The sequence below is a fragment of the Giesbergeria giesbergeri genome (assembly GCF_054779375.1).
The window spans coordinates 202,321-226,329 of the sequence record NZ_BAAGYJ010000002.1 but is presented as its reverse complement, the minus strand read 5'-3'; the positions used below and the strand labels follow the sequence as shown (position 1 = coordinate 226,329).

Sequence of the window (24,009 nt, the reverse complement as noted above, 5' to 3'; positions counted from 1 at the left end):
GGCATGAGAAATACATTGCCCAGCGCCCAAACGCTTGCTGGAGCCGATCCGGCCTTGCAGGCGGCGGTGCAACGCAGTCGGCGGTTATTGCATCGGCGCGCTTTGATGGCAGCAGTAGCTAGCAGTGTGCCTGTTCCTGGATTGGATTGGGCTGTGGATGCGGCCCTGCTATCGCGCCTGCTGCCGCAAATCAATGCCGAGTTTGGCCTGCTGCCAGAGCAAATTGCACGGCTAGATCCCCACCAACGTGAGCAGGTACAAAAGGCCGTGGCAATGGTTGGCTCGGCGCTCATTGGCAAACTCGTGACCCAAGATTTGGTGCTCAAGTTGGCCCAAACCGTGGGTATTCGCATGGGCAGCAAACAACTGGCGAAGTATGTGCCATTGGCTGGTCAGGCGCTGTCTGCCGCATTGGGTTACGCCACTTTGCGCTATTTGGGTGAACAACATCTGTGCGACTGTGTGCAAGTGGCCAAGACGGCGCAACTCACCTTGCCAGCGCCTGGGCGCTGAAATGCTCAGAAGCTGGGGCGCTCTCCAGCAGGAATCTGCGAGGGCGACAGGGCCGGCGGCTGCATTGCAGTGGGGTTGGCTGTGCAGGTTTGCGGATCGCTAAAGTAGGCCGCAGGGCCATGTTGCTGTAAACGCTGCAAATAGCAGCCATAGTGCTTGGCCCAACCAAAAGCCTGTGTGTCAGCCAGCAGCCCTGGCACATTGGCCACCTTGATCTCTTGGATATACAGGTGCTGGCCCGCAGTGGCTTGCAACAAGCCTTCGGTCAACAGCATGTCAGACAGCAGGTAATTGGCATACGGTGGCGCAATGCCTGTGTGCTGTACGGTAGCATCTAAGGACAGAGGTGCCAACTGTTCAATGGCCGCGGCCAAATCGGTACGTTGGAGCAAGGCGCTGTGGTGTGGCTGTGTGGTGGGCAGCAGCCGTTGCACGGCTGTTTGCACACCCTGTGTCACGGGGCGGCTGATGGCCGTCATGCTCACAGATTCAGGCAAAGCAGCCGCAAGATCATGCAATTGCTCTTGCAAGAGTTGACGCGCTTGGGCCAGTTCTGTGGCATTCAGGGGTTGCAGCGTGCAAGCCGGTGGGGCCTTGGGGCGCAACTGTTGGCACAACACCCGATGCCAAAATTTTTGCCCCAAGGCTTTACCATAGGTGCTGCGTTCCCCAGCAATTTGCAAACTGCCACCACCAATGTCCAGAATGTGGCTGGTTTGCAGGCGTGCGCCCAATTTTTGCCGGGCAGCAGTGTAGCCATAACTGCCTTCTACCGTTTGGGGGATTACCAACAGCGCCACGCCGCTGCCGGTATGGATCTGTTGCAAAGCAGATAGGGTTTGTTCTGCCGACTGGCTCCAAGCCAGACGCCACGCCGAAAAGCCTCCGGCCACCCGCTGACAACCAGAATCCAATTGGGCTTGCACAGGCAACTGGCGCAGGGCCGTGGTGGTGGGGGCGATGATCTCTTGCAGCCCACGCCCAGCCCAAAGGGGGCTGAGGTAGTCAATGTCGACACGGGCTGTGGGCTGGCTGTTGGACGCCCCCACCCGTATGCCAGAAGACCCCACATCAAAAGCGATGCGGCAGTGTTCGTCGGCATGGGCGGCCATGGCCGTCAGCCCCAAGCTGCAAGCCCACAAGCACTGGCGCAGACGGAGATACATCACAGGTGCAGATAACCCATGATGCCTGCACCCAACCCCAGTGCAGTGGAGCCATAGACCCCCAGCAACATCCACCGCTTGCGTGTGAGCAGGGCGATAGCGGCCAACGCAATAGCGACTTGCAGCAGCGTGGTACCCATAGCCCAACGCTCATGCACCCGCATCTCTAGCTCGCTCTTTTTGTTGGCGGTCTCGGCAGCCAGCTCCAACTTTTCGGCTGCCGCCTTGATCTCCACTTTCTCTTGTTGGTAGCGCCCTACTTCTTGGCGAAATTTTTCTTGTGCATCACCCGACGTCAGGGTGACCGACAGCTCCGCCAAATTTTGCTTGTTGCTTTTGGCTTGGTAGTAGTTCCATTGGTTGGAGGCGGCCGTTTTTTGAATCGAGGCTTCGTTTTTGTACAGCAGCGCGGCATTTTGCGAATGCCCACCCATATAGCCAAACACGGCACCAATGGTTGAAATAATGGCCGTCAGTACCGCCAGGCGCGACGTGAAATCATCGCCGCCATGATGGGCGACATGCTCAACCTCATGGTCGTGCGGGCCATGAACGTGAAATCCACCACCAGACATGCAATTTCCTTGGAAACAAGACAGGGCGGCTATGGTAACAAGACCAGCGCAAAGCTGTGCAGAAGGGCCAATGGTTTGCCGGACAATCGGCGGCTTTGTCTTCTGGAGAAACCCCCATGGCCTTTGCCGACCACTTACAACAGCTCCCCTCTATTACCCATCTGGCCGCCCTAGAGCTGATCGACAGCACTGGGCATGTGGCCGCCACCATTGAGAACAAACCGGGCAAAGCCGGATCGCTGGCAGTTTATGCGGCTTTGGCAGCCCAACATGGCGGCATCAATGCAGCCGCTGCCCAACAAGGGCTGGATCTGTTTGCCGAACACACCGACGATGCCCGTGCCCATCCTGGCAAACATCCCAACATCGACCGCCTGCTGGCAGTGGTGGCATCAGGACAAGGCTATACGGTACGGCTGATTCCAGCATAAGCCCCGCACGTTAATACCTGCATAGCTTCTTTGTGTTCAAAAAATCATTATTTGCATACAATAAGTCTATGTTTGGTATTTTATTGGTGGCATCCCCATGGTGGCAAAAGACTTACAGTACAAGGAAGTTCGGGGTCTGAGCCGTGGTTTAGGGCTGATCCGGGCTCTGAACCGGATGCCGGGCGGGTTTGCATCTACCAGCGAGTTGGCTCGGTTGTGCGGCATTCACCGCACAACCGCCAAGCGTTTGCTGGAAACCCTGCGTGCGGAAGGTTTGGTGCGCTCGGGGAGTCGCGATGGTCAATACCACTTGACCCAAGATGTGCGCCAGCTCAGTGAAGGCTTTTGTAATGATGCCTGGATTGCGCAGGTAGCCGCACCGCTTTTACGGTCGGCGGTACGCGAGTTGCTCTGGCCTTGTGATTTGGCTACTGTGCAGGCGGGTTGGATGATTGTGCGCGAGTCCACCCACCGCTGGAGCATGTTGTCACAGCACCATGCCATGCCCGGCGATCGAATGCCCTTGCTATCGACTGCACTGGGGCGTGCCTATTTGGCGGCCTGTAGCGCCGAAGAGTTGGAAGCTCTGCTGTGCTACTTGGATGAGAATACTGCGCAGATGGATGTGGACCCTTGCCAACGCAGGCATATTCACCAGATCGTGGGGGAGACCCGCACCCGCGGCTTTGCTTTCAATGATGGCGAGTGGAGCAAAGAGCCGCATTTTGCGGCGGTGGCCGTGCCGTTGCTCAGTGCAGGTTGTCTGCTGGGTGCCCTGAACATGGTTTTTCCCAAAAATGCCATGTCTCTGACAGAGATTACCGAACGCTATGTGCCCAAGCTGCAATTATTGGCCGTTCGCATTGGAGCGCATATTTCTTTGCCACCCACGCATTGAGCAAAAAAGGTGCTGCATCGCCACTTGGGCAATACAGCACCTATTCAAAACCCAGGGGTGTCGCAATGTTCTCCGTAGAGCACCCTGTGTTCAAGCTCCATCCCAACCACCATCAGGCTGGAGCCTGTTTCTGGCGTTAAAACACGTGGCGGATGCCTACGGCATACACATTCTGTTTGCTGTCGCTCGACGTCGTGACTGCCATGCTGGCCTTGCCACCGTTGTCTACCTTCTGGTGGGAGTAAGCGCCATAGACAGAAGTGCGTTTGCTAAGGTAATACAGTGCCGAGAGGTTGAACTGGCGCACGTCTTCATCGCGTACTGATTTATCGTTGAGGTGCTGGTATCCAGCAGCCAGATGCCAACCGCCCACGGGTATTTTGACCATCAGGTGAAGCACATCACCATCGCTGTCCTTGACGTTTTTGGCGTTCTTCTGGCTGGTGTAGATACCAGCGAGCTTAGCCATGCCCAGATCGTAGCCCACCCCAAGTGCCCAAAGCTTGTCATCATCGGTGGTAGCGGTACAGCCCGTGGTGATGCTAGAACACTTGCGTACGATATAACCCAAGCCAGAACTGAGCGCACCAGCGTTGTAGCCCAGGCCTACCGATGAAAGCTGGCCAGTCTTGGCGCTGCTGGCATCGGGGCGTGATTGCCACATGGCGTTGAATTTGAAGCCCGAGAACTCTGGTGAGGTGTACTTGAAAGAGCTGTCGATGCGGGTGCCACCGAGGGTATTGTCAAAGCGTGCCACCGTCGAACCGGGGGCTGCAATGCCATCGACCGCACCACCGCCCACACCAAAGGTGGGAGCACCACTGAGCGCAATCAAATGATCATAAACAGGGGTGTACTGACGCCCCAACGTGAGAGTCCCCAGAGTGCTGGAAGACAGCCCCATGAACGCTTGTCGGTTAAACAACGTGGTGGTGGAAGAGCTGGCACCAGTGGTGACATTCAGGCCACTTTCCAGAGTGAACAAAGCACGCAGGCCACCTCCAAGGTCTTCGGTGCCACGAAAACCAAAGCGCGATGTTTGCAGGTAGCCTGAAGCCATTCGGGTTTCGCTTTGGCCCGCATTGTTGCTGTTGTGCATTACACCGGCATCCACAATGCCATAGAGGGTAAGGCTGCTGGTGGCATTTTGTGCCAGTGCGGGGGTGCCTATGGCAGCGATGGCCAGCGCGAGAAAATGCTTGTTCATGCTTGTGTCCTTGATGTTGTTGTCGTGGGCCGGGGCTGGAAGGCCCACTAGCGGAAAAACACACCCCCTCTGGAAGGAGGTGGCCGACAGATTTTTCAAGGATTAGGCCGTTAACCCAACACTGTGCATCGGGTGCACAGTGTGTTCGGGCTTGTACCAATGGTCAGAGGTATTAAAACATGCAAATAAATACCTATTTATTATTTTTGTATACCAGAACCTTCAGTGCCCGATCTGGCGACACATCGGCAAACACCTGCGGATTGGCAACCTGCTCTTGCAGCGCCAGCGTGGGGGCCAATGCTTGCATTTGCTCCTGCAAAAAGGCCAGTCCCAGTTCGGGCGCATTCAGGCACAGCAGTGCATGACCGCCCGGTGCTAGCAAATCAGGCAAGCGCCGCATGAGTCGGGCGTAATCCTTGGTGGCAATGAAACTACCCTTCTGATAGCTGGGCGGGTCCACAATCACCAACCCATACGGGCCATTGCGGCCAATTTTTCCCCAAGAGCTGAAAATATCGTGGCCCAGAAAACTGGCACCACCGGCCAGCCCATTGAGTTGGTGGTTGTGTTGCCCAATCGCCAGAGCGCCCCGCGCCATGTCCACATTGACGACTTGGCTGGCCCCTGCTTGCAGGGCTACCACGGAAAAAGCACAGGTATAGGCAAAGAGATTGAGGACTTTGAGTTTGGGATGACAAGCAGTATGGTGGCGCACCCAACGACGGCCCTCCGCCATGTCCAAGAACAGTCCGTGGTTTTGCCCGCGCAACACATGCACCCGAAAACGGCTACCGTTTTCTGTGACGATATGGGGTTCGGGCACACTGCCCCGCATGAGCCGAGTGTGGGCATGGCCTTCTGCACGGCACTGGAATACCCAATTGAAGGCTTGCTCAGGGGTCAATTGCTGCCAGCGTTGTTGCAAGGCGCTGCCCAGTATGGACAACACATCTTCCGCCACCGGCTGGAAGCTGGTCAATACCCAAACCGGCGGATAGGCGTCCAGTGTCCACTGTTCACATCCCGGATAAAGCCCCCCCCGGCCATGAAAGATGCGCTGCGCATCTTGGGGCAGTGGCATGGTGGCAATGGCGTCGAGCAGGGCTTGCATTGGCGTAGGACAAAACATCAAGCCAGCCACTTAACGACAACCCGCTTCACCAACCCAAAAAGACTCCAAGCCCAAGTCAAGCGACTGTGTACCTTGCTGAAAATACACATGCTGATCCAGTGCCGACACCCCCAAATAGGATTGGGTGCCGGTGTAGTAGCGGTAGGCACTGAAGGGGGGGCGGCCTGTGGTCTGGGTGCTGGCCGATGGCCACAACAGATCGGTCACCATACGCTCCGCCCAATTGAACAAACAGTCTGTGGAGCTGACCGTACCAGCCACCGCCACACGCAAGGCCTTGCTCCAGCCATCGTAGTAGCCATACATGCCAGGGCGCACTTGCAATAGCACCTGTGAACCGCCAGAGGCTGTGAAGTTAAAGCCCGACGTGCTGGCCGCTGGTGCGGGCGTACTGGCCGAGGCGATGGCCTCTACCCCAGACAGGCGAATGTCATCAATGTACCAACCAATGCCCCGGCTGGATTGGGGATAGAAAGAACCACCGACATAGGCATAACGCAAGCGCAACAGCACCGACTGATCAGCAAAGGCCGCCAGCGAAACCGATTTGCTGTTAAAGCTGGATTCACCAAAATTAGAGGTGGTGCCGCTTTGTTGCCCAGCTTGGCGATAAATTTCCTGCCAGTTGCTGCCCTCATCGGTAGAGACTTCCACCAGCGCCACTTGGTTGGCGCTGGACAAGCCCAAACGGCTAGCAAAGCTGAGTGTGGCACTGCCGCTTGGCACAAAGGCCGACTGGAGTTGCAACGTCTGGTCGGTGCCAGTGGTGTGTGCCAAATGGAAGGAGCGCCCCCCGCTGGCCGAGATATCGGTAGCAATCGGGCTGTAGCCGGTGCTGGTGTTGGCAACAAAGGCGGTGGTACTGCCTTCTGCCCCTTCGTCCAGCGCATAGGGTGCCAATGTAATGGCACGCCATTGGAACTCAGTGGCCGCGTTGCTGCCTGTAAATTGGTAACTGCCGGTTTGCCCGGCAACCAGCGTGGTGGCTCCGGTGGGTTGTAGGTTGGGGGTGTCTGTGCCCGGCACATCAGGATCAAACACCGTGACGCTGTAACTGAAACTGCGTGTCTGGCCGCCCACACGGACATTGCTCACCGTGACTTGATAGACCGTATCGGCACTCGGGCGGCTCCAACTACTGCCATCGGTATAAGTGCCAGGCAGCCAGACCAAGGTAGGCTCACCATAGCCGTTTTGCAAAGTTTCTAGGCGGGTGGCCAAAGCGCGACCATTTTCGGTCATGCTGACACTGGCCCCAGAGAAATCCGCCCCCGGATAGGCCAATGACCAGCGGGGATACACCGTGGTGTAAGGCACAAAGCCCGCAGGGGGCCAAGCCACAAAGTCGTCGCGCACAGTAGGGCGGGTAGCTCCTGAGTTGCCATCAAACACCCAAACGGCATTGGCCGACAAGGTGTTGGCCGCGCTGGGGGTCACATCCCCCACCCCCATGATCTTGGTCTGTGGGTACAAGAGCCAGCGCCGATGCCCCACAGGAGCGTTGTTGCTGCCCTGATCGCGGATGTAGCCGTTAGCCACCGAATCAGCCCCGGCCTGGCCCAGCGACAAATTGGAGTTACGGGCACCTTCTGCACCTTCGGCGGTGTAGCAGGCCCAAGCACTGTCTGGATAGTGGCTCAGTGCGCCTTGGGCCGACATCATCAGTGCCGTTTGTTGTGCCTTGCGGTTGTAAGTGCTGTCCAGTCCAATGCTGGCGGGCACGCCAGCCATCGCTCGGAACCAGTTGATACGGCGCAGTGTCGCCGCCTTATAGTCACTGTGGGTGTCACCTGCCGTACAGGTAGACAAATCGCCACTCCAGCCACTGGCCACATTGTTGGAAGAAGCAAAAACGGTGCGATAGAAAAGCCGCGCTGCCTCTCGGCTTGCGAGGCTAATCTGATAGCCTGCGTCTTGTGTGGTGCTGTACGGTATCTGTCGCCAGCGTTCTACCGGCGTATCTGGCAATGTGGAGGGCGACTCTGGTGCGGTAGGCCCAGCAAACGGCACCCCATTCCAAGCGGTTGCATGGGCTGTGGTCTGGGCGAACGCAGAGGCATATCCTCCCAAGGCCAAGGTCAGGGCGGTCATGGCGGGTAGGATGCGTTTCATAGTGTCTTTGAATGGTTCAAGAAGAAGGCGCTGTATGCAGCTTTGATTTTCCCCCATTCTGTTATGGGGTTGGCACATGGTTCAACATGGCCCGCCACGACCGCCACTGGGGCATGAAGGCATCCATCACCGACACAAACCGGGCGTTGTGGCTGGGTTCAATCAGGTGGGCCAGTTCATGCACTACCACGTACTCCAGACACTGCGGCGGTTTTTCGGCCAAAGCGGTATTCAAGCGAATAGATTTTTTGCTCGGGGTGCAACTGCCCCACCGGGTTTTCATGCGCTGCACCAACACGCTTGAAGACTTTACGCCCATCAAGGGTTCCCATTTCTTGAGCAGGGGCAACACTGCTGCACGGACTTGCTCTCGATACCACCCCTCTAACAATGCCGCCCGCTGCTGGACAGATGTGCCAGGACGCACATAAAGCACCATCTGCGGGTGTTGACCCTCCATACGGGGCACCGTGTCGCACTCAAACACGGTCAATCGATGGTGCTGGCCCCACAGCACATGGCTCTCACCGTCGATAAATTGGTGGGGGGCTGGACGCGGTTGCGCCTCCATTTTGCGCTGCTGGGCCTGAATCCACGGCCACTTAGCCAAGGCGAATGCCCGAAGGGTGTCCTGTGCCATGTGTTTTGGCGCAGAAATTTGCACTTGTCCGCTGGGTGGGCCAACACGCAAATACACATGTTTGATGTGTTTTCGGACGACATGGACGGTGGTGCTGCCCAATGCAATGGTTTCAATCATCACTCTGGTGGCGATGTGGCGACTTCCGTCGGTAATGGAAAAGGCTGCGCAATCCTCCTAGGACATGCGCAGCCAGCCACTGGGGCACCCACCTTGTCAGTGGCTGGCAAGCAGCCTCACTTTTTGCTGGGTGGCAAATCGGTGCAAGAGCCGTGCGCCACCTCTGCCGCCATGCCAATGCTCTCGCCCAGCGTGGGGTGTGGGTGGATGGTTTTGCCAATGTCTACTGCATCGGCACCCATTTCAATCGCCAAGGCAATCTCGCCAATCATGTCGCCCGCATGGGTGCCCACCATGCCACCGCCCAAGATTCTGCCGTGGCCGTGCGCCTCGGGTGAATCGTCAAACAACAGCTTGGTCACGCCTTCGTCGCGGCCATTGGCAATGGCGCGGCCCGAGGCTGTCCAAGGGAACAAGCCCTTTTTCACCTTGATGCCTTGCGCCTTGGCTTGGTCTTCGGTCAGGCCGACCCAAGCCACCTCGGGGTCGGTGTAGGCCACGCTAGGAATGACGCGGGCATTGAAGGCGCTGGCCGCCAGTTCCTTGTTGCCTTGCAGTTCCCCAGCAATGACTTCTGCCGCCACATGGGCTTCATGCACGGCTTTGTGCGCCAGCATAGGCTGGCCCACGATGTCGCCAATGGCAAAGATATGCGGCACATTGGTACGCATTTGGATATCGACATCGATAAAACCGCGCTCCGTTACCGCCACACCAGCTTTGTCCGCCGCCAGCTTCTTGCCATTGGGCGTGCGGCCTACCGCTTGCAGCACCAAGTCATACACGCCTTCGGACTTGGTGCCATCCAAGCCTTCAAACTGCACCTTGATGCCTTCGGGCGTGGCTTCTGCGCCCACCGTTTTGGTTTTCAGCAGGATGTTGTCAAAACGCTTGGCATTCATCTTTTGCCAGATTTTGACCAAATCGCGGTCGGCCCCTTGCATCAGGCCGTCCATCATTTCGACCACATCCAAGCGTGCGCCCAAGGTGGAATAGACCGTGCCCATTTCCAGCCCGATGATGCCACCGCCAACGATGAGCATTTTTTTCGGCACACCGGCCAGCGCCAGCGCACCTGTCGAATCCACTACGCGCGGGTCATTGGGCATAAAGGGCAGGCGCACCGCTTGCGAACCGGCAGCGATGATGGCTTTTTGGAAGGCCACCACTTTTTTGCTGCCGGTAGTTGCTTGGCCTGTGCCAGTGGTTTCTTGCACTTCCAAGTGGTGCGAACCGACAAACTGACCCAGACCACGCACGATGGTCACTTTGCGCATCTTGGCCATGGCCGCCAAGCCGCCGGTCAGTTTGGCAATCACCTTTTCTTTGTGGCCGCGCAGTTTGTCCACGTTGACGCTGGGTGCGCCAAAATCCACACCCAAATCCCCCAAGTGGGCCACTTCGTCCATCACGGCGGCTACGTGCAGCAGGGCTTTAGACGGGATGCAACCCACATTCAGGCAGACACCACCCAAGGTGGCATAGCGTTCTACCAGCACCACCTTCAGGCCCAAGTCGGCAGCGCGGAAGGCCGCCGAGTAGCCACCGGGGCCACCACCCAGCACCAGCACATCGCACTCCACATCGGCGGAGCCGGTGTATTGCACCGCACCCGGTACGGGGGCCGTGGGGACGGCTGGTGCCGCTGCTACGGGGGCAGCAGCTACTGGGGCTGTCGCAGCAGCAGCGGGTGCTGGCGCAGCCGCATCGCCTGCGGCCTCTAGCACCAATACCACACTGCCTTCGCGCACCTTGTCGCCCAAAGCGACTTTGAGTTCTTTCACTACACCAGCGTGGCTGGAGGGAATCTCCATCGAGGCTTTGTCGCTCTCAACGGTAATCAGGCTTTGTTCTGCCTTGATGTTGTCACCGGGTTTGACCAGCAACTCAATCACGGCCACATCGGCAAAATCGCCAATGTCTGGGACTTTGATATCTATCAGTGCCATAGCGTGGCCTCCTTACAGCAGCACGCGACGGAAGTCGCTGAGGATTTGGCCCAGATAGACGTTAAAGCGTGCCGCAGCCGCCCCGTCAATCACGCAATGGTCCCAAGTCAAAGACAGGGGCAACATCAGGCGCGGCACAAACTGTTTGCCGTCCCAAACGGGCTCCATTTGGCTCTTGCAGACACCCAAAATCGCTACCTCAGGGGCGTTGATAATCGGGGTGAAATAACGGCCACCAATGCCGCCCAAGCTAGAAATGGTGAAGGTGGCACCACTCATGTCTGCCGGGCCAAGTTTGCCATCGCGCGCTTTTTTCGCCAGCTCGCCCATTTCTTGGCTGATTTGGAAAATGCCTTTTTTGTCGGCATCCTTAATCACCGGCACCACCAAGCCATTGGGCGTGTCGGCAGCAAAACCGATGTGGTAATACTGCTTGTAGATCAGTGCATCGCCGTCCAAGCTGCTGTTGAACTCGGGGAACTTCTTCAGCGCAGCCACGCAAGCCTTGATGATGAAGGCCAGCATCGTCACTTTGATGCCGGATTTTTCGTTCTCTTTGTTGGTGGAGATACGGAAGGCTTCCAAATCGGTGATGTCGGCATCGTCATGGTTGGTGACCGCCGGAATCATGATGGCGTTGCGCAACAGATTGGCACCGCTGATTTTTTTGATGCGGCTGAGTTCTTTGCGCTCAATCGGGCCAAACTTGGCAAAGTCCACCTTGGGCCAAGGAATCAGGCCCAGTTCAGAGCCACCACCCGTACTGCCTGATGCAGCAGGGGCTTTGGCCGCTTGGGCCAAGGTTTGGATGGCCCCCGCCATGACCGACTTGGTAAAGCCTTGGATATCGGCTTGGGTGATACGGCCTTTGGGGCCAGAGCCTTTGACTTCGGCCAGCGGCACGCCCAACTCGCGGGCAAACTTACGCACCGAGGGCGAGGCATGGGGCAAGCCCAGTGCCGGGGTGGCGGTGGGGTTATGGGCTTGGGCCGCTGCTGTGGGTGCTGCCGCAGCTACTGGGGCAGCGGCTACTGTTGGGGCAGGGGCAGCCACTGGAGCTGGCGCAGCACCCGCTGCACCTTCCAGAACAGCCAACAAATCGCCAATGTTGACCTTATCGCCCACCTTGACTTTCAGCTCTTTCAGCACCCCAGCATGGCTGGAGGGAATCTCCATCGAGGCTTTGTCTGACTCTACGGTAATCAGGCTTTGCTCGACCTTGATGCTATCGCCGGGTTTGACGAACACCTCAATCACGGCCACATCTTTAAAGTCGCCAATGTCGGGCACACGCACTTCCACTGGGCCAGCAGCCGCTGCCACCGCAGGGGCCGCTGCCGCTACTGGGGCCGCTGCCGCTACTGGGGCAGCTACAGGTGCTGCCGCCACAGGGGCCGGGGCTGCCGCCACAGGCACAGCAGCCTCGCCAGCGGTTTCTAGCAGCAGCACCACGCTGCCTTCTGCCACCTTGTCGCCCAAGGCGACTTTGAGCTCTTTCACCACGCCTGCGTGGCTGGAGGGAATCTCCATCGAGGCCTTGTCCGACTCAACGGTGATCAAGGATTGCTCAGGTGCAATGCGGTCGCCGGGTTTGACCAACAGCTCAATCACTGCCACTTCACTGAAATCCCCAATATCGGGGACTTTGATTTCTACCAATGCCATGTTTGTCTCCGGTGGGGTGGTTTAGGCGTACAGCGGATTGACCTTGTCGGCATTGATGCCGTACTTGGCAATGGCTTGGGCAACGCGCTCGCGTGGCACCTCGCCTTGTTCGGCCAAGGCGGTCAGGGCCGCCACGACGATGTAGTGGCGGTTGATTTCAAAGTGTTCACGCAGTTTGCTGCGGAAGTCGGAACGGCCAAAACCATCGGTGCCCAGCACCTTGTAGCTGCGGCCTTGCGGGATAAAGGCGCGGATTTGCTCGGCATAGGCCTTGATGTAGTCGGTGGAAGCGACGATGGGGCCGGTGCTGGTGTTGAGTTGCTGTGCCACAAAGGGCAGGCGTGGTGTTTCTAGCGGGTGTAGCAGGTTGAAGCGTTCGGCATCTTGGCCGTCGCGGGCCAACTCGTTAAACGATGGGCAGCTCCAAACATCGGCTTGCACGCCCCAATCCACCGCCAGCAGTTCTTGTGCGGCAAACGATTCGCGCAAGATGGTGCCCGAGCCGAGCAATTGCACCCGTGGGCCAGCCACGCCTTGAGCGCCGGGTTTGCTCAGATACATCCCCTTGATGATTTGCTCTTCGGTGCCGGGCTGTAGGCCGGGCATGGCGTAGTTTTCGTTCAGCAGCGTCAGGTAGTAGAAGACGTTGTCTTGTTTTTCTACCATGCGCTTGAGGCCGTGGTGCAAGATCACGCCCACTTCATGGGCAAAGGTGGGGTCGTAGCTGATGCAGTTGGGAATGGTGCCTGCCAAGATATGGCTGTGACCGTCTTCGTGTTGCAAACCTTCGCCATTGAGCGTGGTGCGGCCCGAAGTGCCGCCCAGCAAGAAGCCCCGCGCCTGCATATCACCCGCAGCCCAAGCCAAGTCGCCAATGCGCTGGAAGCCAAACATGGAGTAATAGACATAAAACGGCACCATGATGCGGTTGCTGGTGCTGTAGCTGGTGGCGGCAGCAATCCAGCTGCTCATGCCACCGGCTTCGTTGATGCCTTCTTGCAGAATTTGCCCCGCCTTGTCTTCTTTGTAATACATCACTTGGTCTTTATCGACCGGGGTGTATTGCTGGCCCAAGGGGTTGTAAATACCAATTTGGCGGAACAAGCCTTCCATACCAAAGGTACGGGCCTCATCCACCAAAATCGGCACCACGCGCGGGCCCAAAGCTTGGTCACGCAGCAATTGGGTCAAAAAGCGCACATAGGCTTGGGTGGTAGAGATTTCACGGCCTTCGGCGGTAGGCTCTAGCACCGCTTTGAAGGTTTCTAGCGCGGGCACCGTAAAGCTCTCTTCGGCCTTTTGGCGGCGTTGGGGCAAATAGCCGCCCAGCGCCTTGCGCCGCTCATGCAGGTACTGCATTTCTGGGGTGTCGTCTGCCGGTTTGTAGAACGGCACTTTAGCCAACTCGCTGTCGGGCACCGGAATGTTAAAGCGGTCGCGAATATATTTGATGTCTTCGTCAGTCAGCTTTTTGGTTTGGTGGACGGTGTTCTTGGCCTCGCCCGCTTTGCCCATGCCATAGCCCTTGACGGTTTTGACCAGCAACACCGTGGGTTGGCCTTGGTGCTTGACGGCGCGGTCAAAAGCGGCAAACACCTTTTGCGGGTCGTGGCCGCCCCGGCGCAGGTTCCAGATGTCATCGTCGCTCATGTGGGCCACCATCTCGAGCGTGCGCGGGTCACGGCCAAAGAAGTTTTTGCGCACATACGCCCCATCAAAGGCTTTGAAGCCTTGGTAGTCGCCGTCTAGCGTCTCCATCATCAGCTTGCGCAGCGCACCGTCTTTGTCGCGCGCCAGCAGCGGGTCCCAGTCGCTGCCCCACAGCAGCTTGATCACGTTCCAACCAGCGCCCCGGAATTCACCCTCCAACTCTTGCACGATTTTGCCGTTGCCACGCACCGGGCCATCCAAACGTTGCAGGTTGCAGTTGATGACGAAAATCAGGTTGTCCAAGCCCTCGCGGGCGGCCAAGCCAATGGCACCCAAGCTTTCGGGTTCGTCCATTTCGCCATCGCCGCAAAACACCCAGACTTTGCGGTTGCTGGTATCGGCAATGCCACGGGCGTGCAAGTATTTGAGAAAACGGGCTTGGTAAATCGCCATCAGTGGGCCTAAGCCCATCGACACGGTCGGAAATTGCCAAAAGCCGGGCATCAATTTGGGGTGCGGGTAGCTGGACAACCCCTCGCCATCGACTTCTTGGCGGAAATGCAGCAGTTGCTCTTCGGTCAGGCGGCCTTCTAAGTAGGCGCGGGCATAAATGCCGGGCGAGACATGGCCTTGGAAATAAATGCAGTCACCGCCGTGGTTTTCGCTCTCGGCCTGCCAAAAGTGGTTGAAGCCCGTGCCAAACATGGTCGCCAGCGAGGCAAACGAGCCAATATGGCCACCCAAATCCCCCCCGTCTGCCGGGTTGTGCCGATTGGCCTTGACCACCATCGCCATGGCATTCCAGCGCATATAGGCGCGCAGACGCTCCTCAATCTCGATGTTGCCGGGGCAATGGGCCTCTTGGTTGGTCTCAATCGTGTTGACGTAAGCCGTATTGGCGGAGAACGGCAGGTCGATGCTGTTTTGACGGGCTTCTTCGAGCAATTGCTCAATCAAGAAGTGCGCGCGCTCTGGGCCTTCTTTGGCAATGACCGCACTCAGGGCATCGAGCCATTCGCGGGTTTCTTGGCTGTCGATGTCGGGGCCGTTGTGCAAGGCCTGGGGATCGGTCGGTGCTGACATGGTTTGTCTCCTATCGGTAAACCGTAAAGAAAGTATGTGCGCGCAGGGACGCTGCATGGCAAGTTTCGCACATTTTTGCATTATTTCAAATAATGACCATTAATATCACAATATAAAAAATTGTTGCAACTGCACATTTTGTGGCGCACGGTCAGCCCCCCAAAGTCAAGCCGGGCCGCCCTACACTTGCAGGCTATGGTTTCAAGTTTTATCACTGCCTCCCGCCAACGTACGGCGGCTTTGCTGCGCCGGTGCGATGACTGGTGGCGCGGCCTGTCGCCCCACCACCAAGACCGTTTTGCGGCCCTGGCCCCGTTGGCGGCGGTGTTGTTGTTCATGGCAGCCATCGTGGCGGCCTTTTGGTATTTGCGCACCGAAGAGGCTGAACGCGAACATGAGGCGCTGCGCCGCGATGTGGAATACGCCCAGCAACGAGTGCGTCTGCGCTTGCTAGAGCGCCAAGAGCAGGTGATGCGCATTGCCCGTGATTTATCCAACCAAGATCTGGCCGAAGAAGCCTTTGGTCAGCGGGCCGAGGCCTTGGTCAATCAGTACCCAGAACTGCAAGCCATCACTTGGGTAGATGAATATGGACGTACCAAAGCCAGCCATCCAGCCCCTTCATTGCCGGGGGAGCTGATCCGCAGCCGTGGCGAAGTGCTGCAAGGCGATGAAACCGCGCAAACCTTTGATTTGGTGCGTGAGCAGCAGCAGCCCGTGTATGCCCAACAAACTGCCAAGGCCAGCCAGCCTGTACCCTTACTGCAGTTGCAAGTGCCCCTGAATGTGCAAGGGCGCTTCAATGGTGTCGTGCTGGCCGAGTACTCCGTCGATGGCCTGATGCGCTACGGCACACCTACTGAAGTGCTGGCCCGTTATGCCATCACTTTTCTGGATGCAAATGCACAGGTGTTGGCAGGAACTCCGCTGGCCCCGCGCACACGCGCTCTGCCTTGGGGCAACATGGGCGTTCATGACGCCAACGCCTACGAAGTGCCCATTTCTCCAGTGGGCGACCGACTGGTCTTGCGGGCGCAGGCGTACCGCACCTCGTTGGGCGTCGTAGGCAGTGGCTTATTTTGGTTGGTGGTCACCCTCAGCGCCATCACTGTCTGGATGCTGCTGGCTACTTGGCGCCACACCCGTCGGCGTATGCAAACACAGTTGGCGCTGGTGGCCGAGACCAACTTCCGCCGGGCAATGGAAAACTCCGTATTGACCGGAATGCGTGCCTTAGACATGCACGGCCAGATCACCTATGTGAACGCAGCGTTTTGTCAGATGACCGGCTGGAGCGAAGAAGAGCTGGTGGGACAAATCCCCCCCTACTCCTATTGGCCTGAATCCGATTACGAACACCTGCACCACCATTTGCAAGAGGAGCTATCGGGCAAGACCATGCCAGGGGGCTTTCAAGTGCGCGTGCGCCGCAAAAATGGCGTGCTGTTCGATGCCCGGCTCTACGTCTCGCCCCTGATTGATGCAGTGGGCAAACAAACCGGCTGGATGACCTCGATGACCGACATCACCGAGCCCAACCGCATTCGTGAGCAACTGACCGCCTCACATGAACGCTTCACCATTGTGCTGGAAGCGTTGGATGCCTCGGTCTCCGTGGCTCCATTGGGCAGCCAAGAACTGCTTTTTGCCAACAAGCTGTATCGACAGTGGTTTGGCTCTCATACGGCGGGGCACCTGCAATTGGTAGCGCAGGCCGGTGTGCTGCCCACAGCCACAGCCACCAGCGCCGACGATGAAGATGGCCTGATGGGCCTGCCCACCGATTCGGTCACCAGTGCCCATACCGAAAACGCCGAAATCTACCTGCCCGAATTGGGCAAATGGCTAGAGGTGCGCTCACGCTATCTGAGTTGGGTGGATGGTCGATTGGCGCAGATGGTGATTGCCACCGACATCACCCCGCGCCGTTTGGCTGAAGAGCAAGCTGCACGCCAAACCGAACGGGCACAATCGGTCAGCCGCCTGATCACTATGGGGGAAATGGCTTCTAGCGTGGCCCATGAGCTCAACCAGCCCCTGACCGCTATCAGCAACTATTGCAATGGCTGCATTTCACGGCTGCGCAATGGTCAGCTCAGTGAAGAAGCCCTGCTCACTGCCTTGGAGAAAACGGCGCACCAAGCCCAACGCGCAGGCCAAATCATCCAACGCATCCGGGCTTTCGTCAAAAAGAGTGAGCCCAACCGCCAATTGGCCGATGTGGCCAAAATGGTGGCCGAGGCCGTGGAGTTGGCCGACATTGAACTGCGCCGCCATAACGTGCGCCTAACGCACCATGTGGCCGCCCGCCTACCGCCAGTGATGGCTGACGCCATTCTGATTGAGCAGGTATTGATCAACCTGATGAAAAACAGTGCCGAGTCTATTGCCCACGCCAACCGCCCAGCATCGGGGCGCAGTGTAGAGCTGCGCGTGGTGCCCAAGACGATAGAGGGGCAGGCTGTAGTGGAATTTGCTGTGCAAGACACAGGACAGGGCTTGGCTGAAGAAATCCGCGACCGGCTATTTGAAGCCTTTTTTTCCACCAAGCAAGAAGGCATGGGCATGGGCCTGAACCTGTGCCGCAGCATTGTCGAATCGCACCAAGGCCGGATGCAGGCACAGAACCTCTACAACGGCTCGGAAGTAACGGGTTGTCTGTTCTCTTTCTGGTTGCCACTGGCAACCCCCCTCGGTGATACGGCACCCACTGTGCTAGCCAATGCCTCCCCGGCCAAAGGGCTATCGCATGGTGCTGATGCCGAAAAAAACCGCTAAATCAATGGGCTGAATGACAAAATGCAGGCGCCCGCTCTTCAAGTACGGCTGTCACAAAGGCCACTGTATGTAGCGGGTTTGCTGTTGTTGGCACTCGTGTTGATCGCAGCATGGCCGGTGACCGACTTTTGGCGAGAGCGCCAGCGCATCTTGGCCGATGCGGCCAGAATGGCCGTACAACAAAGCCAGCTCATGGGGCGCTCGTTTGGTGACACCTTTCTGGCCACCGACTATGTGCTGCGCGATGTGATTGGCAGGGTCGATCTTGCCAAAGATTTAACCTACCCCCACCCCGATACCAGCACCAGCCAGCGCCTCGATACGCTGCTAAAAGAGAAAATCACCACCGTGGTGGGTTTGAGTGATCTGGTATTGCTCAATGGCGACTGTCTTTTTGTGGCGGTAGCCATGTACCCGTTTCGGGGCACCAAGAGCCGGCAAAATTTTTGTACCGAAAGCCACGTCACTCCGGGGCAAAGCCTGCGCATTCAGTATATGCCGCAGGATAAATCGGTCTCTCAGCGCCCGGTGGTTCTCATATCGCGCATCGTTGGCTCAGCGGAGGGGCGCCTTCTGGGCGCTGCAATGGCTGTGATTGATCTGGAATATGCCCAACAATGGATTGCCGCCTTGGCCGTTGATCACCATGACGTCCTGACGATTGTGGACACCAATGGCACCTTGTTGGCACGCAACCCATTCCAGCCCCAATCATTGGGTCGACGCACTTCATCGCCATCGGGCCAACCCAGTTTTGCCGAAATCGGCGATGCGGCCACCTTCATTGCAAGCTCACCCATTGACGGGCGCGAACGTGTCTTTGGTCTGAGCCGGTTGGCCCGGTTTCCGTTTGTGGCCATCGTGGGTTTAGACAAAACGCGCGTGCTGGCGGGCTGGCAACGGCGTGCATGGCAGTTTAGTGCTGGTTTTGTGGTGCTGGCCCTGTGCTGTGTGGTGGCGTTGCGTGCGCATCTGGCGGCTGTGCGCCAAGCGGAGGCGATGCGCGTCTTGGCTACCACCGATGCACTCACGGGCATTGCCAACCGCAGGCACCTGATCGATATTGGCAATCAGGCGTTTGTCCATGCCAACCATGACGGCCAAGCACTCTCGGTGCTCATGCTGGACATCGATAAATTCAAATCCGTCAACGACCGATGGGGTCACGCCACGGGTGACCGTGTCATTCAAACCATGGCCCAGCTCATCGCCTCGACCCTGCGCGACCAAGACACGGGTGGCCGCCTTGGTGGCGAGGAGTTTGCGGTGATTCTCCCGGCAACGGACGTTGCCGAGGCCTTGACGCGCGCCGAGCAACTGCGTCATTTGGTGCAATCGTCAGAAGTGCTGCACACCGATGGAACCACCATGGTGAAATTCACCACCAGTATTGGTATTGCCTCGCTGATGCCGGGCGATGGTTCATTCAATGCCCTGCTGCAACGTGCCGACAGGGCGCTCTACCGGGCCAAACACCAAGGCCGCAATTGTTCAATGCTGGCGGAATTGACCTAACGCCACGGTATGCCCAAACCGTGTGGCCCACCGTTGCGCAGGGCTGCCTGTGTCGAATGCAGGCGCAGAACATCTACAATGGCTCAGAGGTCACCAGTTGCCTGCGCTCGTTCTGGCTGCCACTGGCCGTGCCTTCTGGTGATACTACAAATACTGTAGCAAACGCACACCCCCAAGGACAATTGCATGAGTTTGATTCCGAAAAAAGGCACTGTTTACGTGGTCGATGACGATGAGGCCGTGCGCGATTCGCTGCAATGGCTGCTCGAAGGCAAAGATTACCGGGTACGCTGCTTTGATTCGGCTGAGTCGTTTCTGGCGCGCTACGACCAGCGCGAAATTGCGTGCCTGATCGTGGATGTCCGCATGGGCGGCATGACGGGTCTGGAGTTGCAAGACCGACTGCTAGAGCGCAAGTCCCCCTTGCCCATCGTCTTTATCACTGGTCACGGCGATGTACCGATGGCCGTCAACACCATGAAGAAGGGGGCACTGGACTTTATTCAAAAGCCCTTTAACGAAGACGAGCTGGTGCATCTGGTCGAGCGCATGTTGGAGCATGCCCGCGAAGCCTTTACCGACCAGCAGCAAGCGGCCACCCGTGAAGCCTTGATGTCCAAACTCACCACCCGCGAAAGCCAAGTGCTGGAGCGCATTGTGGCGGGCCGCCTGAATAAGCAAATTGCCGACGATCTGGGCATCAGCATCAAGACCGTCGAAGCCCACCGTGCCAACATCATGGAAAAACTGGGTGCCAATACGGTGGCCGATTTGCTCAAAATCGTGCTCGGGCAGAACGCGCCCAAAGCGTGACCCTCTTGCCACCCTGTCTTTTTTTTCCTGTTCTTCATTTTTCATTGCACCATGACTGCCCAACTCATTGACGGCAACGCCCTTTCTCGCCAACTGCGCACCGAAGTGGCTGCGCGCGCTGCTGCCCTCAAAACCCAAGGCATCACCCCCGGTTTGGCCGTGATTTTGGTAGGAGACAACCCAGCCAGCCAAGTCTATGTGCGCAACAAAGTCAAAGCGTGCGAAGAAGCCGGTTTCTATTCGGTGCTGGAAAAATACGATGCCAGCCTGAGCGAAACCGAACTGTTGGCCCGGGTGGAGGCACTCAACAACGACCCAGCCATCCACGGCATCTTGGTGCAGTTGCCCCTGCCGCAACACATTGACGACCACAAGGTGATTGAAGCCATCTCGCCCCTCAAAGATGTCGATGGCTTTCATGTAGCCAGTGCCGGTGCTTTGATGGTAGGCGAAGTGGGCTTTAAGGCCTGTACCCCCTATGGCTGCATGAAAATGCTCGAATCCATCGGCATGAAGGATTTGCGTGGCAAACACGCCGTGGTGATTGGCCGCTCCAATATCGTGGGCAAGCCCATGGCCATGATGCTGCTGGCAGCCAATGCCACTGTCACCGTCACCCACAGTGGCACGGCAGATTTAGCGCACCATACCCGCCAAGCCGACATCGTGGTGGCCGCCGTGGGCAAACGCAATGTGCTCACTGCCGATATGCTCAAACCCGGTGCCGTGGTCATTGACGTGGGCATGAACCGCAACGACGAAGGCAAACTGTGTGGCGATGTCGATTTTGACGGCTGCAAAGAAGTCGCAAGCCATATCACCCCCGTGCCCGGCGGCGTGGGCCCCATGACCATCACTATGCTGCTGGTCAACACGATGGAAGCGGCTGAACGCGCCGCCGGGGCTTAACCATTCTTTACACACGTTCTCCTTGAACCTGTAGCCCACAACGCCATCTGAACCCGCATGAGCAACCCCCTCCTCGACTTCTCCGACCTGCCCGCGTTCGACCGCATTGCACCCGCTGATGTGGCCCCGGCCATCGACACCCTGTTACAACAGGCCAATGCAGCACTGGAAACCGTCACGGCCCCCGATTTTCCTGCACAGTGGGAGACCATGGCCCAAGTCTTGGACGTGGCTACCGAGAAGCTGGGGCGGGCGTGGGGTGCCGTCAACCACCTCAACAGTGTGGTCGATACCCCAGAGTTGCGAGCGGCTTACAACGAAGTGCTGCCGCGCGTTACAGAATTTTGGACGCGCTTGGGCGCCGATGAACGCCTCTATGCCAAATACAAGGCCATTGATGTGCAAACACTCAATGTAGAGCAGCGCCAAGCCCTGAAAAATGCTGTGCGCAACTTTGTCTTGTCTGGCGCTGAGCTCACGGGCGCGTCCAAAGAGCGATTTGCCCAGATCCAAGAGCGCCAAGCCGAGCTGCAACAAAAGTTCAGTGAAAACGCCTTGGATGCCACGGACGCCTACGCATACTATGCCAGCGCCGAAGAGCTCGATGGCGTGCCCGAAGATGTGCAACACGCCGCACGCGCCGCCGCCCAAGCCGAAGGCCACAACGGTTACAAGCTGACGCTGCGCATGCCTTGCTACCTGCCAGTCATGCAGTTTGCGCGCAGCAGTGCCTTGCGCGAAAAACTCTACCGCGCCTACGTCACCCGTGCCTCTGACCAAGCTCCAACAGATGCACTGAAATTTGACAACACCGCCTTCATCCGCGAAATTTTGGCCTTGCGCCAAGAAGAGGCGCAACTGCTGGGCTATGTCAACTTTGGCGAGGTCTCCGTGGTGCCCAAGATGGCCCAATCAGCCGCCGAGGTCATTGCCTTTCTGCGCGATTTAGCCCAACGGGCACGGCCTTATGCCGAAAAAGACGTGGCCGATTTGCGTGCCTTTGCTGCCGACCATTTGGGCCTGCCCGACCCACAGGCTTGGGACTGGCCCTACATTGCCGAACGCCTCAAAGAGGCCCGGTATGCTTTTAGCGAGCAAGAGGTGCGCCAATACTTCTTGGCCCCCAAAGTGCTGTCGGGGCTGTTCAAAATCATCGAAACCCTGTTTGAAGTCAACATCCGGCCCGATCAAGCGCCCGTCTGGCATCCGGCAGTAGAGTTCTACCGTATTGAGCGTGCTGGTCAATTGGTAGGCCAGTTCTATCTGGACTTGCCTGCCCGCAGTGGCAAACGCGGTGGTGCTTGGATGGACGATGTGCGCACCCGCTGGTTGCGTCCCGACACTGGCACGCTACAAACCCCAGTGGCCCATCTGGTGTGCAACTTTGCCGAAGGTGTCGATGGCAAGCCCGCCCTGCTCACACACGACGATGTCATCACCCTGTTCCACGAATTCGGCCACGGCCTGCACCACATGCTCACGCAGGTCAATGAGCGCGATGTCTCAGGCATTGCTGGCGTAGAGTGGGATGCGGTCGAATTACCCAGCCAGTTCATGGAAAACTTCTGCTGGGAATGGAACGTGCTGCAGCACATGACCGCCCATGTCGAAACTGGCGAGCCGCTGCCGCGCGCCCTCTATGACAAGATGATTGCCGCCAAAAACTTCCAAAGCGGCATGCAAACTTTGCGTCAAATTGAGTTTTCGTTGTTTGATATGCTTTTGCACACCGAACACGATCCGAGCCAAGATTTCATGCCGTTGCTGGGCTTGGTGCGCGCCGAAGTGGCAGTATTGCAACCACCAGCCTTTAGCCGCACTGCTCACACCTTCAGCCATATCTTTGCCGGTGGCTATGCGGCGGGCTACTACAGCTACAAATGGGCTGAAGTGCTCAGTGCCGATGCCTACGCCGCTTTTGAAGAAACGGCCAGCCCTGATGGCGCCCACAACCCCAACACGGGCCGGCGTTACCGCGAGGCCATCTTGGAGGCCGGGGGCAGTCGCCCTGCAATGGAGTCATTCAAGGCATTCCGGGGGCGCGAGCCTAGCCTTGATGCACTGCTGCGCCACCAAGGCATGGCCTGATGGATGGCTGGAGAGATTGTTACCATGTCAAATTCGCATACCCTTCGTCCTTGGAGCATGGCCCTGTTGCTGGGTTTGTGTGCAGGGGCTGCCCTAGCGCAGCCGGTGTACCGTGTGGTTGGGCCGGATGGCAAAGTCACCTTCTCTGACCGTGCGCCCAGCTCCAATGCCGCAGCCGTCACCAGCGGTAGCACCAGTGCAGGGGCCAACAACGCCGGTAGCAGCCTGCCTTTTGCATTGCAGCAAATCGCCAACCGCTTTCCAGTCACTTTGTATACCGGCAACGATTGCGCACCTTGTGCCAGTGCCCGCAACCTGCTGGTGCAGCGGGGCGTGCCTTTTTCTGAGCGCACTGTCTCCAGCAACGAAGACATCGCTGCCTTGCAGCGCCTGAGCGGCAGCGCCAGCCTGCCATTTGGCACGATTGGCAGCCAACAACTCCGAGGGTTTTCTGATGCAGAATGGACACAGTTTCTAGACGCCGCCGGCTATCCCAAACAATCACAATTGCCCAGCTCTTACCGGCGGCCAGCCCCCGCCCCATTGGTCACAGTCCAGTCATTAGATCCAACACGGGCCACCCGCAACCAAGAATCCACCCCCACCGGGGCAGATGCTAACGCACCTCTGCCCAGCGGCCCCACGCCCAGCAACCCGGCCGGAATACGTTTTTAATCCATTGATGGACTGTGGTGCTTCAGCGACCCTCCTACCAGCCCGCATGCTTGCGGGCTGTTTGCTTTGGCCCCAACCTACCCAAGA

The 24,009-nt window shown here is 57.9% G+C and carries 18 protein-coding genes; 9 read left to right on the top strand and 9 right to left on the bottom strand.

The genetic code is table 11. The features are described 5' to 3' along the window. Window positions 1–3: 3 nt before the first annotated feature. Complete coding sequence (locus ACYVB2_RS05140; protein WP_382430840.1) at window positions 4–513, top strand: hypothetical protein; 510 nt, start codon at window positions 4–6, stop codon at window positions 511–513. A gap of 5 nt (window positions 514–518) precedes the next feature. Here ACYVB2_RS05140 and ACYVB2_RS05135 read toward each other — a convergent pair whose 3' ends face one another. After that, window positions 519–1,679: a hypothetical protein gene (locus ACYVB2_RS05135; protein WP_382430842.1), complete on the bottom strand. Its 1,161-nt coding sequence runs from the start codon at window positions 1,677–1,679 to the stop codon at window positions 519–521. Continuing rightward, entirely contained in the window at window positions 1,679–2,254 is a 576-nt protein-coding gene (locus tag ACYVB2_RS05130) for a DUF4337 domain-containing protein (protein WP_382430844.1), read from the bottom strand. Before ACYVB2_RS05130 ends, ACYVB2_RS05135 begins: the two co-directional genes overlap by 1 nt. A 116-nt stretch (window positions 2,255–2,370) precedes the next feature. Here ACYVB2_RS05130 and ACYVB2_RS05125 point away from each other — a divergent pair, with 116 nt between their 5' ends. Next, entirely contained in the window at window positions 2,371–2,685 is a 315-nt protein-coding gene (locus ACYVB2_RS05125; protein ID WP_382430846.1) for a DUF2322 family protein, read from the top strand. 97 nt (window positions 2,686–2,782) lie between these two features. Further along, window positions 2,783–3,583: a DNA-binding transcriptional regulator gene (locus tag ACYVB2_RS05120; protein WP_382430848.1), complete on the top strand. Its 801-nt coding sequence runs from the start codon at window positions 2,783–2,785 to the stop codon at window positions 3,581–3,583. Window positions 3,584–3,719: 136 nt separating this feature from the next. Here the strand turns inward: ACYVB2_RS05120 and ACYVB2_RS05115 are convergent, their stop codons facing one another. The 7 genes from ACYVB2_RS05115 to aceE form a co-directional block, all read right to left on the bottom strand. Then, window positions 3,720–4,790 (bottom strand): porin, encoded by a 1,071-nt coding sequence (locus tag ACYVB2_RS05115; RefSeq protein ID WP_382430850.1) that lies wholly within the window; start codon window positions 4,788–4,790, stop codon window positions 3,720–3,722. Between the two features lie 193 nt (window positions 4,791–4,983). Further along, window positions 4,984–5,904, bottom strand: coding sequence for a class I SAM-dependent methyltransferase (locus tag ACYVB2_RS05110; RefSeq protein WP_382430852.1), 921 nt, complete (start codon window positions 5,902–5,904; stop codon window positions 4,984–4,986). A 30-nt stretch (window positions 5,905–5,934) separates the two neighbouring features. Next, window positions 5,935–8,037 carry a CAP domain-containing protein gene (locus tag ACYVB2_RS05105; protein ID WP_382430854.1) on the bottom strand — a complete coding sequence of 701 codons (2,103 nt, stop codon included), beginning with the start codon at window positions 8,035–8,037 and terminating at the stop codon, window positions 5,935–5,937. A 61-nt stretch (window positions 8,038–8,098) separates the two neighbouring features. Next, window positions 8,099–8,797 carry a M48 family metallopeptidase gene (locus ACYVB2_RS05100; RefSeq protein ID WP_382430856.1) on the bottom strand — a complete coding sequence of 233 codons (699 nt, stop codon included), beginning with the start codon at window positions 8,795–8,797 and terminating at the stop codon, window positions 8,099–8,101. 116 nt (window positions 8,798–8,913) lie between these two features. Further along, on the bottom strand, window positions 8,914–10,746 hold the full coding sequence (lpdA, locus tag ACYVB2_RS05095; protein WP_382430858.1) for a dihydrolipoyl dehydrogenase: 1,833 nt from the start codon (window positions 10,744–10,746) through the stop codon (window positions 8,914–8,916). Between the two features lie 12 nt (window positions 10,747–10,758). Continuing rightward, on the bottom strand, window positions 10,759–12,411 hold the full coding sequence (aceF, locus tag ACYVB2_RS05090) for a dihydrolipoyllysine-residue acetyltransferase (RefSeq protein ID WP_382430860.1): 1,653 nt from the start codon (window positions 12,409–12,411) through the stop codon (window positions 10,759–10,761). Window positions 12,412–12,432: 21 nt separating this feature from the next. Next, window positions 12,433–15,144 carry a pyruvate dehydrogenase (acetyl-transferring), homodimeric type gene (aceE, locus tag ACYVB2_RS05085; RefSeq protein ID WP_382430862.1) on the bottom strand — a complete coding sequence of 904 codons (2,712 nt, stop codon included), beginning with the start codon at window positions 15,142–15,144 and terminating at the stop codon, window positions 12,433–12,435. A 195-nt stretch (window positions 15,145–15,339) separates the two neighbouring features. On the opposite strand from aceE, the gene ACYVB2_RS05080 reads away from it, so the two are divergent. The 6 genes from ACYVB2_RS05080 to ACYVB2_RS05055 all read left to right on the top strand — a co-directional run bounded on the left by ACYVB2_RS05080 (window position 15,340) and on the right by ACYVB2_RS05055 (window position 23,922). Further along, window positions 15,340–17,922: a PAS domain S-box protein gene (locus ACYVB2_RS05080; protein WP_460535559.1), complete on the top strand. Its 2,583-nt coding sequence runs from the start codon at window positions 15,340–15,342 to the stop codon at window positions 17,920–17,922. A 96-nt stretch (window positions 17,923–18,018) separates the two neighbouring features. Next, complete coding sequence (locus ACYVB2_RS05075; RefSeq protein ID WP_460535556.1) at window positions 18,019–19,437, top strand: sensor domain-containing diguanylate cyclase; 1,419 nt, start codon at window positions 18,019–18,021, stop codon at window positions 19,435–19,437. Between the two features lie 186 nt (window positions 19,438–19,623). Beyond that, entirely contained in the window at window positions 19,624–20,250 is a 627-nt protein-coding gene (locus tag ACYVB2_RS05070; RefSeq protein WP_382430868.1) for a response regulator transcription factor, read from the top strand. A gap of 51 nt (window positions 20,251–20,301) precedes the next feature. Beyond that, on the top strand, window positions 20,302–21,159 hold the full coding sequence (gene folD / locus ACYVB2_RS05065) for a bifunctional methylenetetrahydrofolate dehydrogenase/methenyltetrahydrofolate cyclohydrolase FolD (RefSeq protein ID WP_382430870.1): 858 nt from the start codon (window positions 20,302–20,304) through the stop codon (window positions 21,157–21,159). A 57-nt stretch (window positions 21,160–21,216) separates the two neighbouring features. Then, the gene (locus ACYVB2_RS05060) at window positions 21,217–23,247 is read left to right on the top strand and encodes a M3 family metallopeptidase (protein WP_382430872.1); all 2,031 of its coding nucleotides are present in this window, start codon (window positions 21,217–21,219) and stop codon (window positions 23,245–23,247) included. Between the two features lie 24 nt (window positions 23,248–23,271). Then, on the top strand, window positions 23,272–23,922 hold the full coding sequence (locus ACYVB2_RS05055) for a glutaredoxin family protein (protein ID WP_382430874.1): 651 nt from the start codon (window positions 23,272–23,274) through the stop codon (window positions 23,920–23,922). Window positions 23,923–24,009 lie beyond the last annotated feature (87 nt).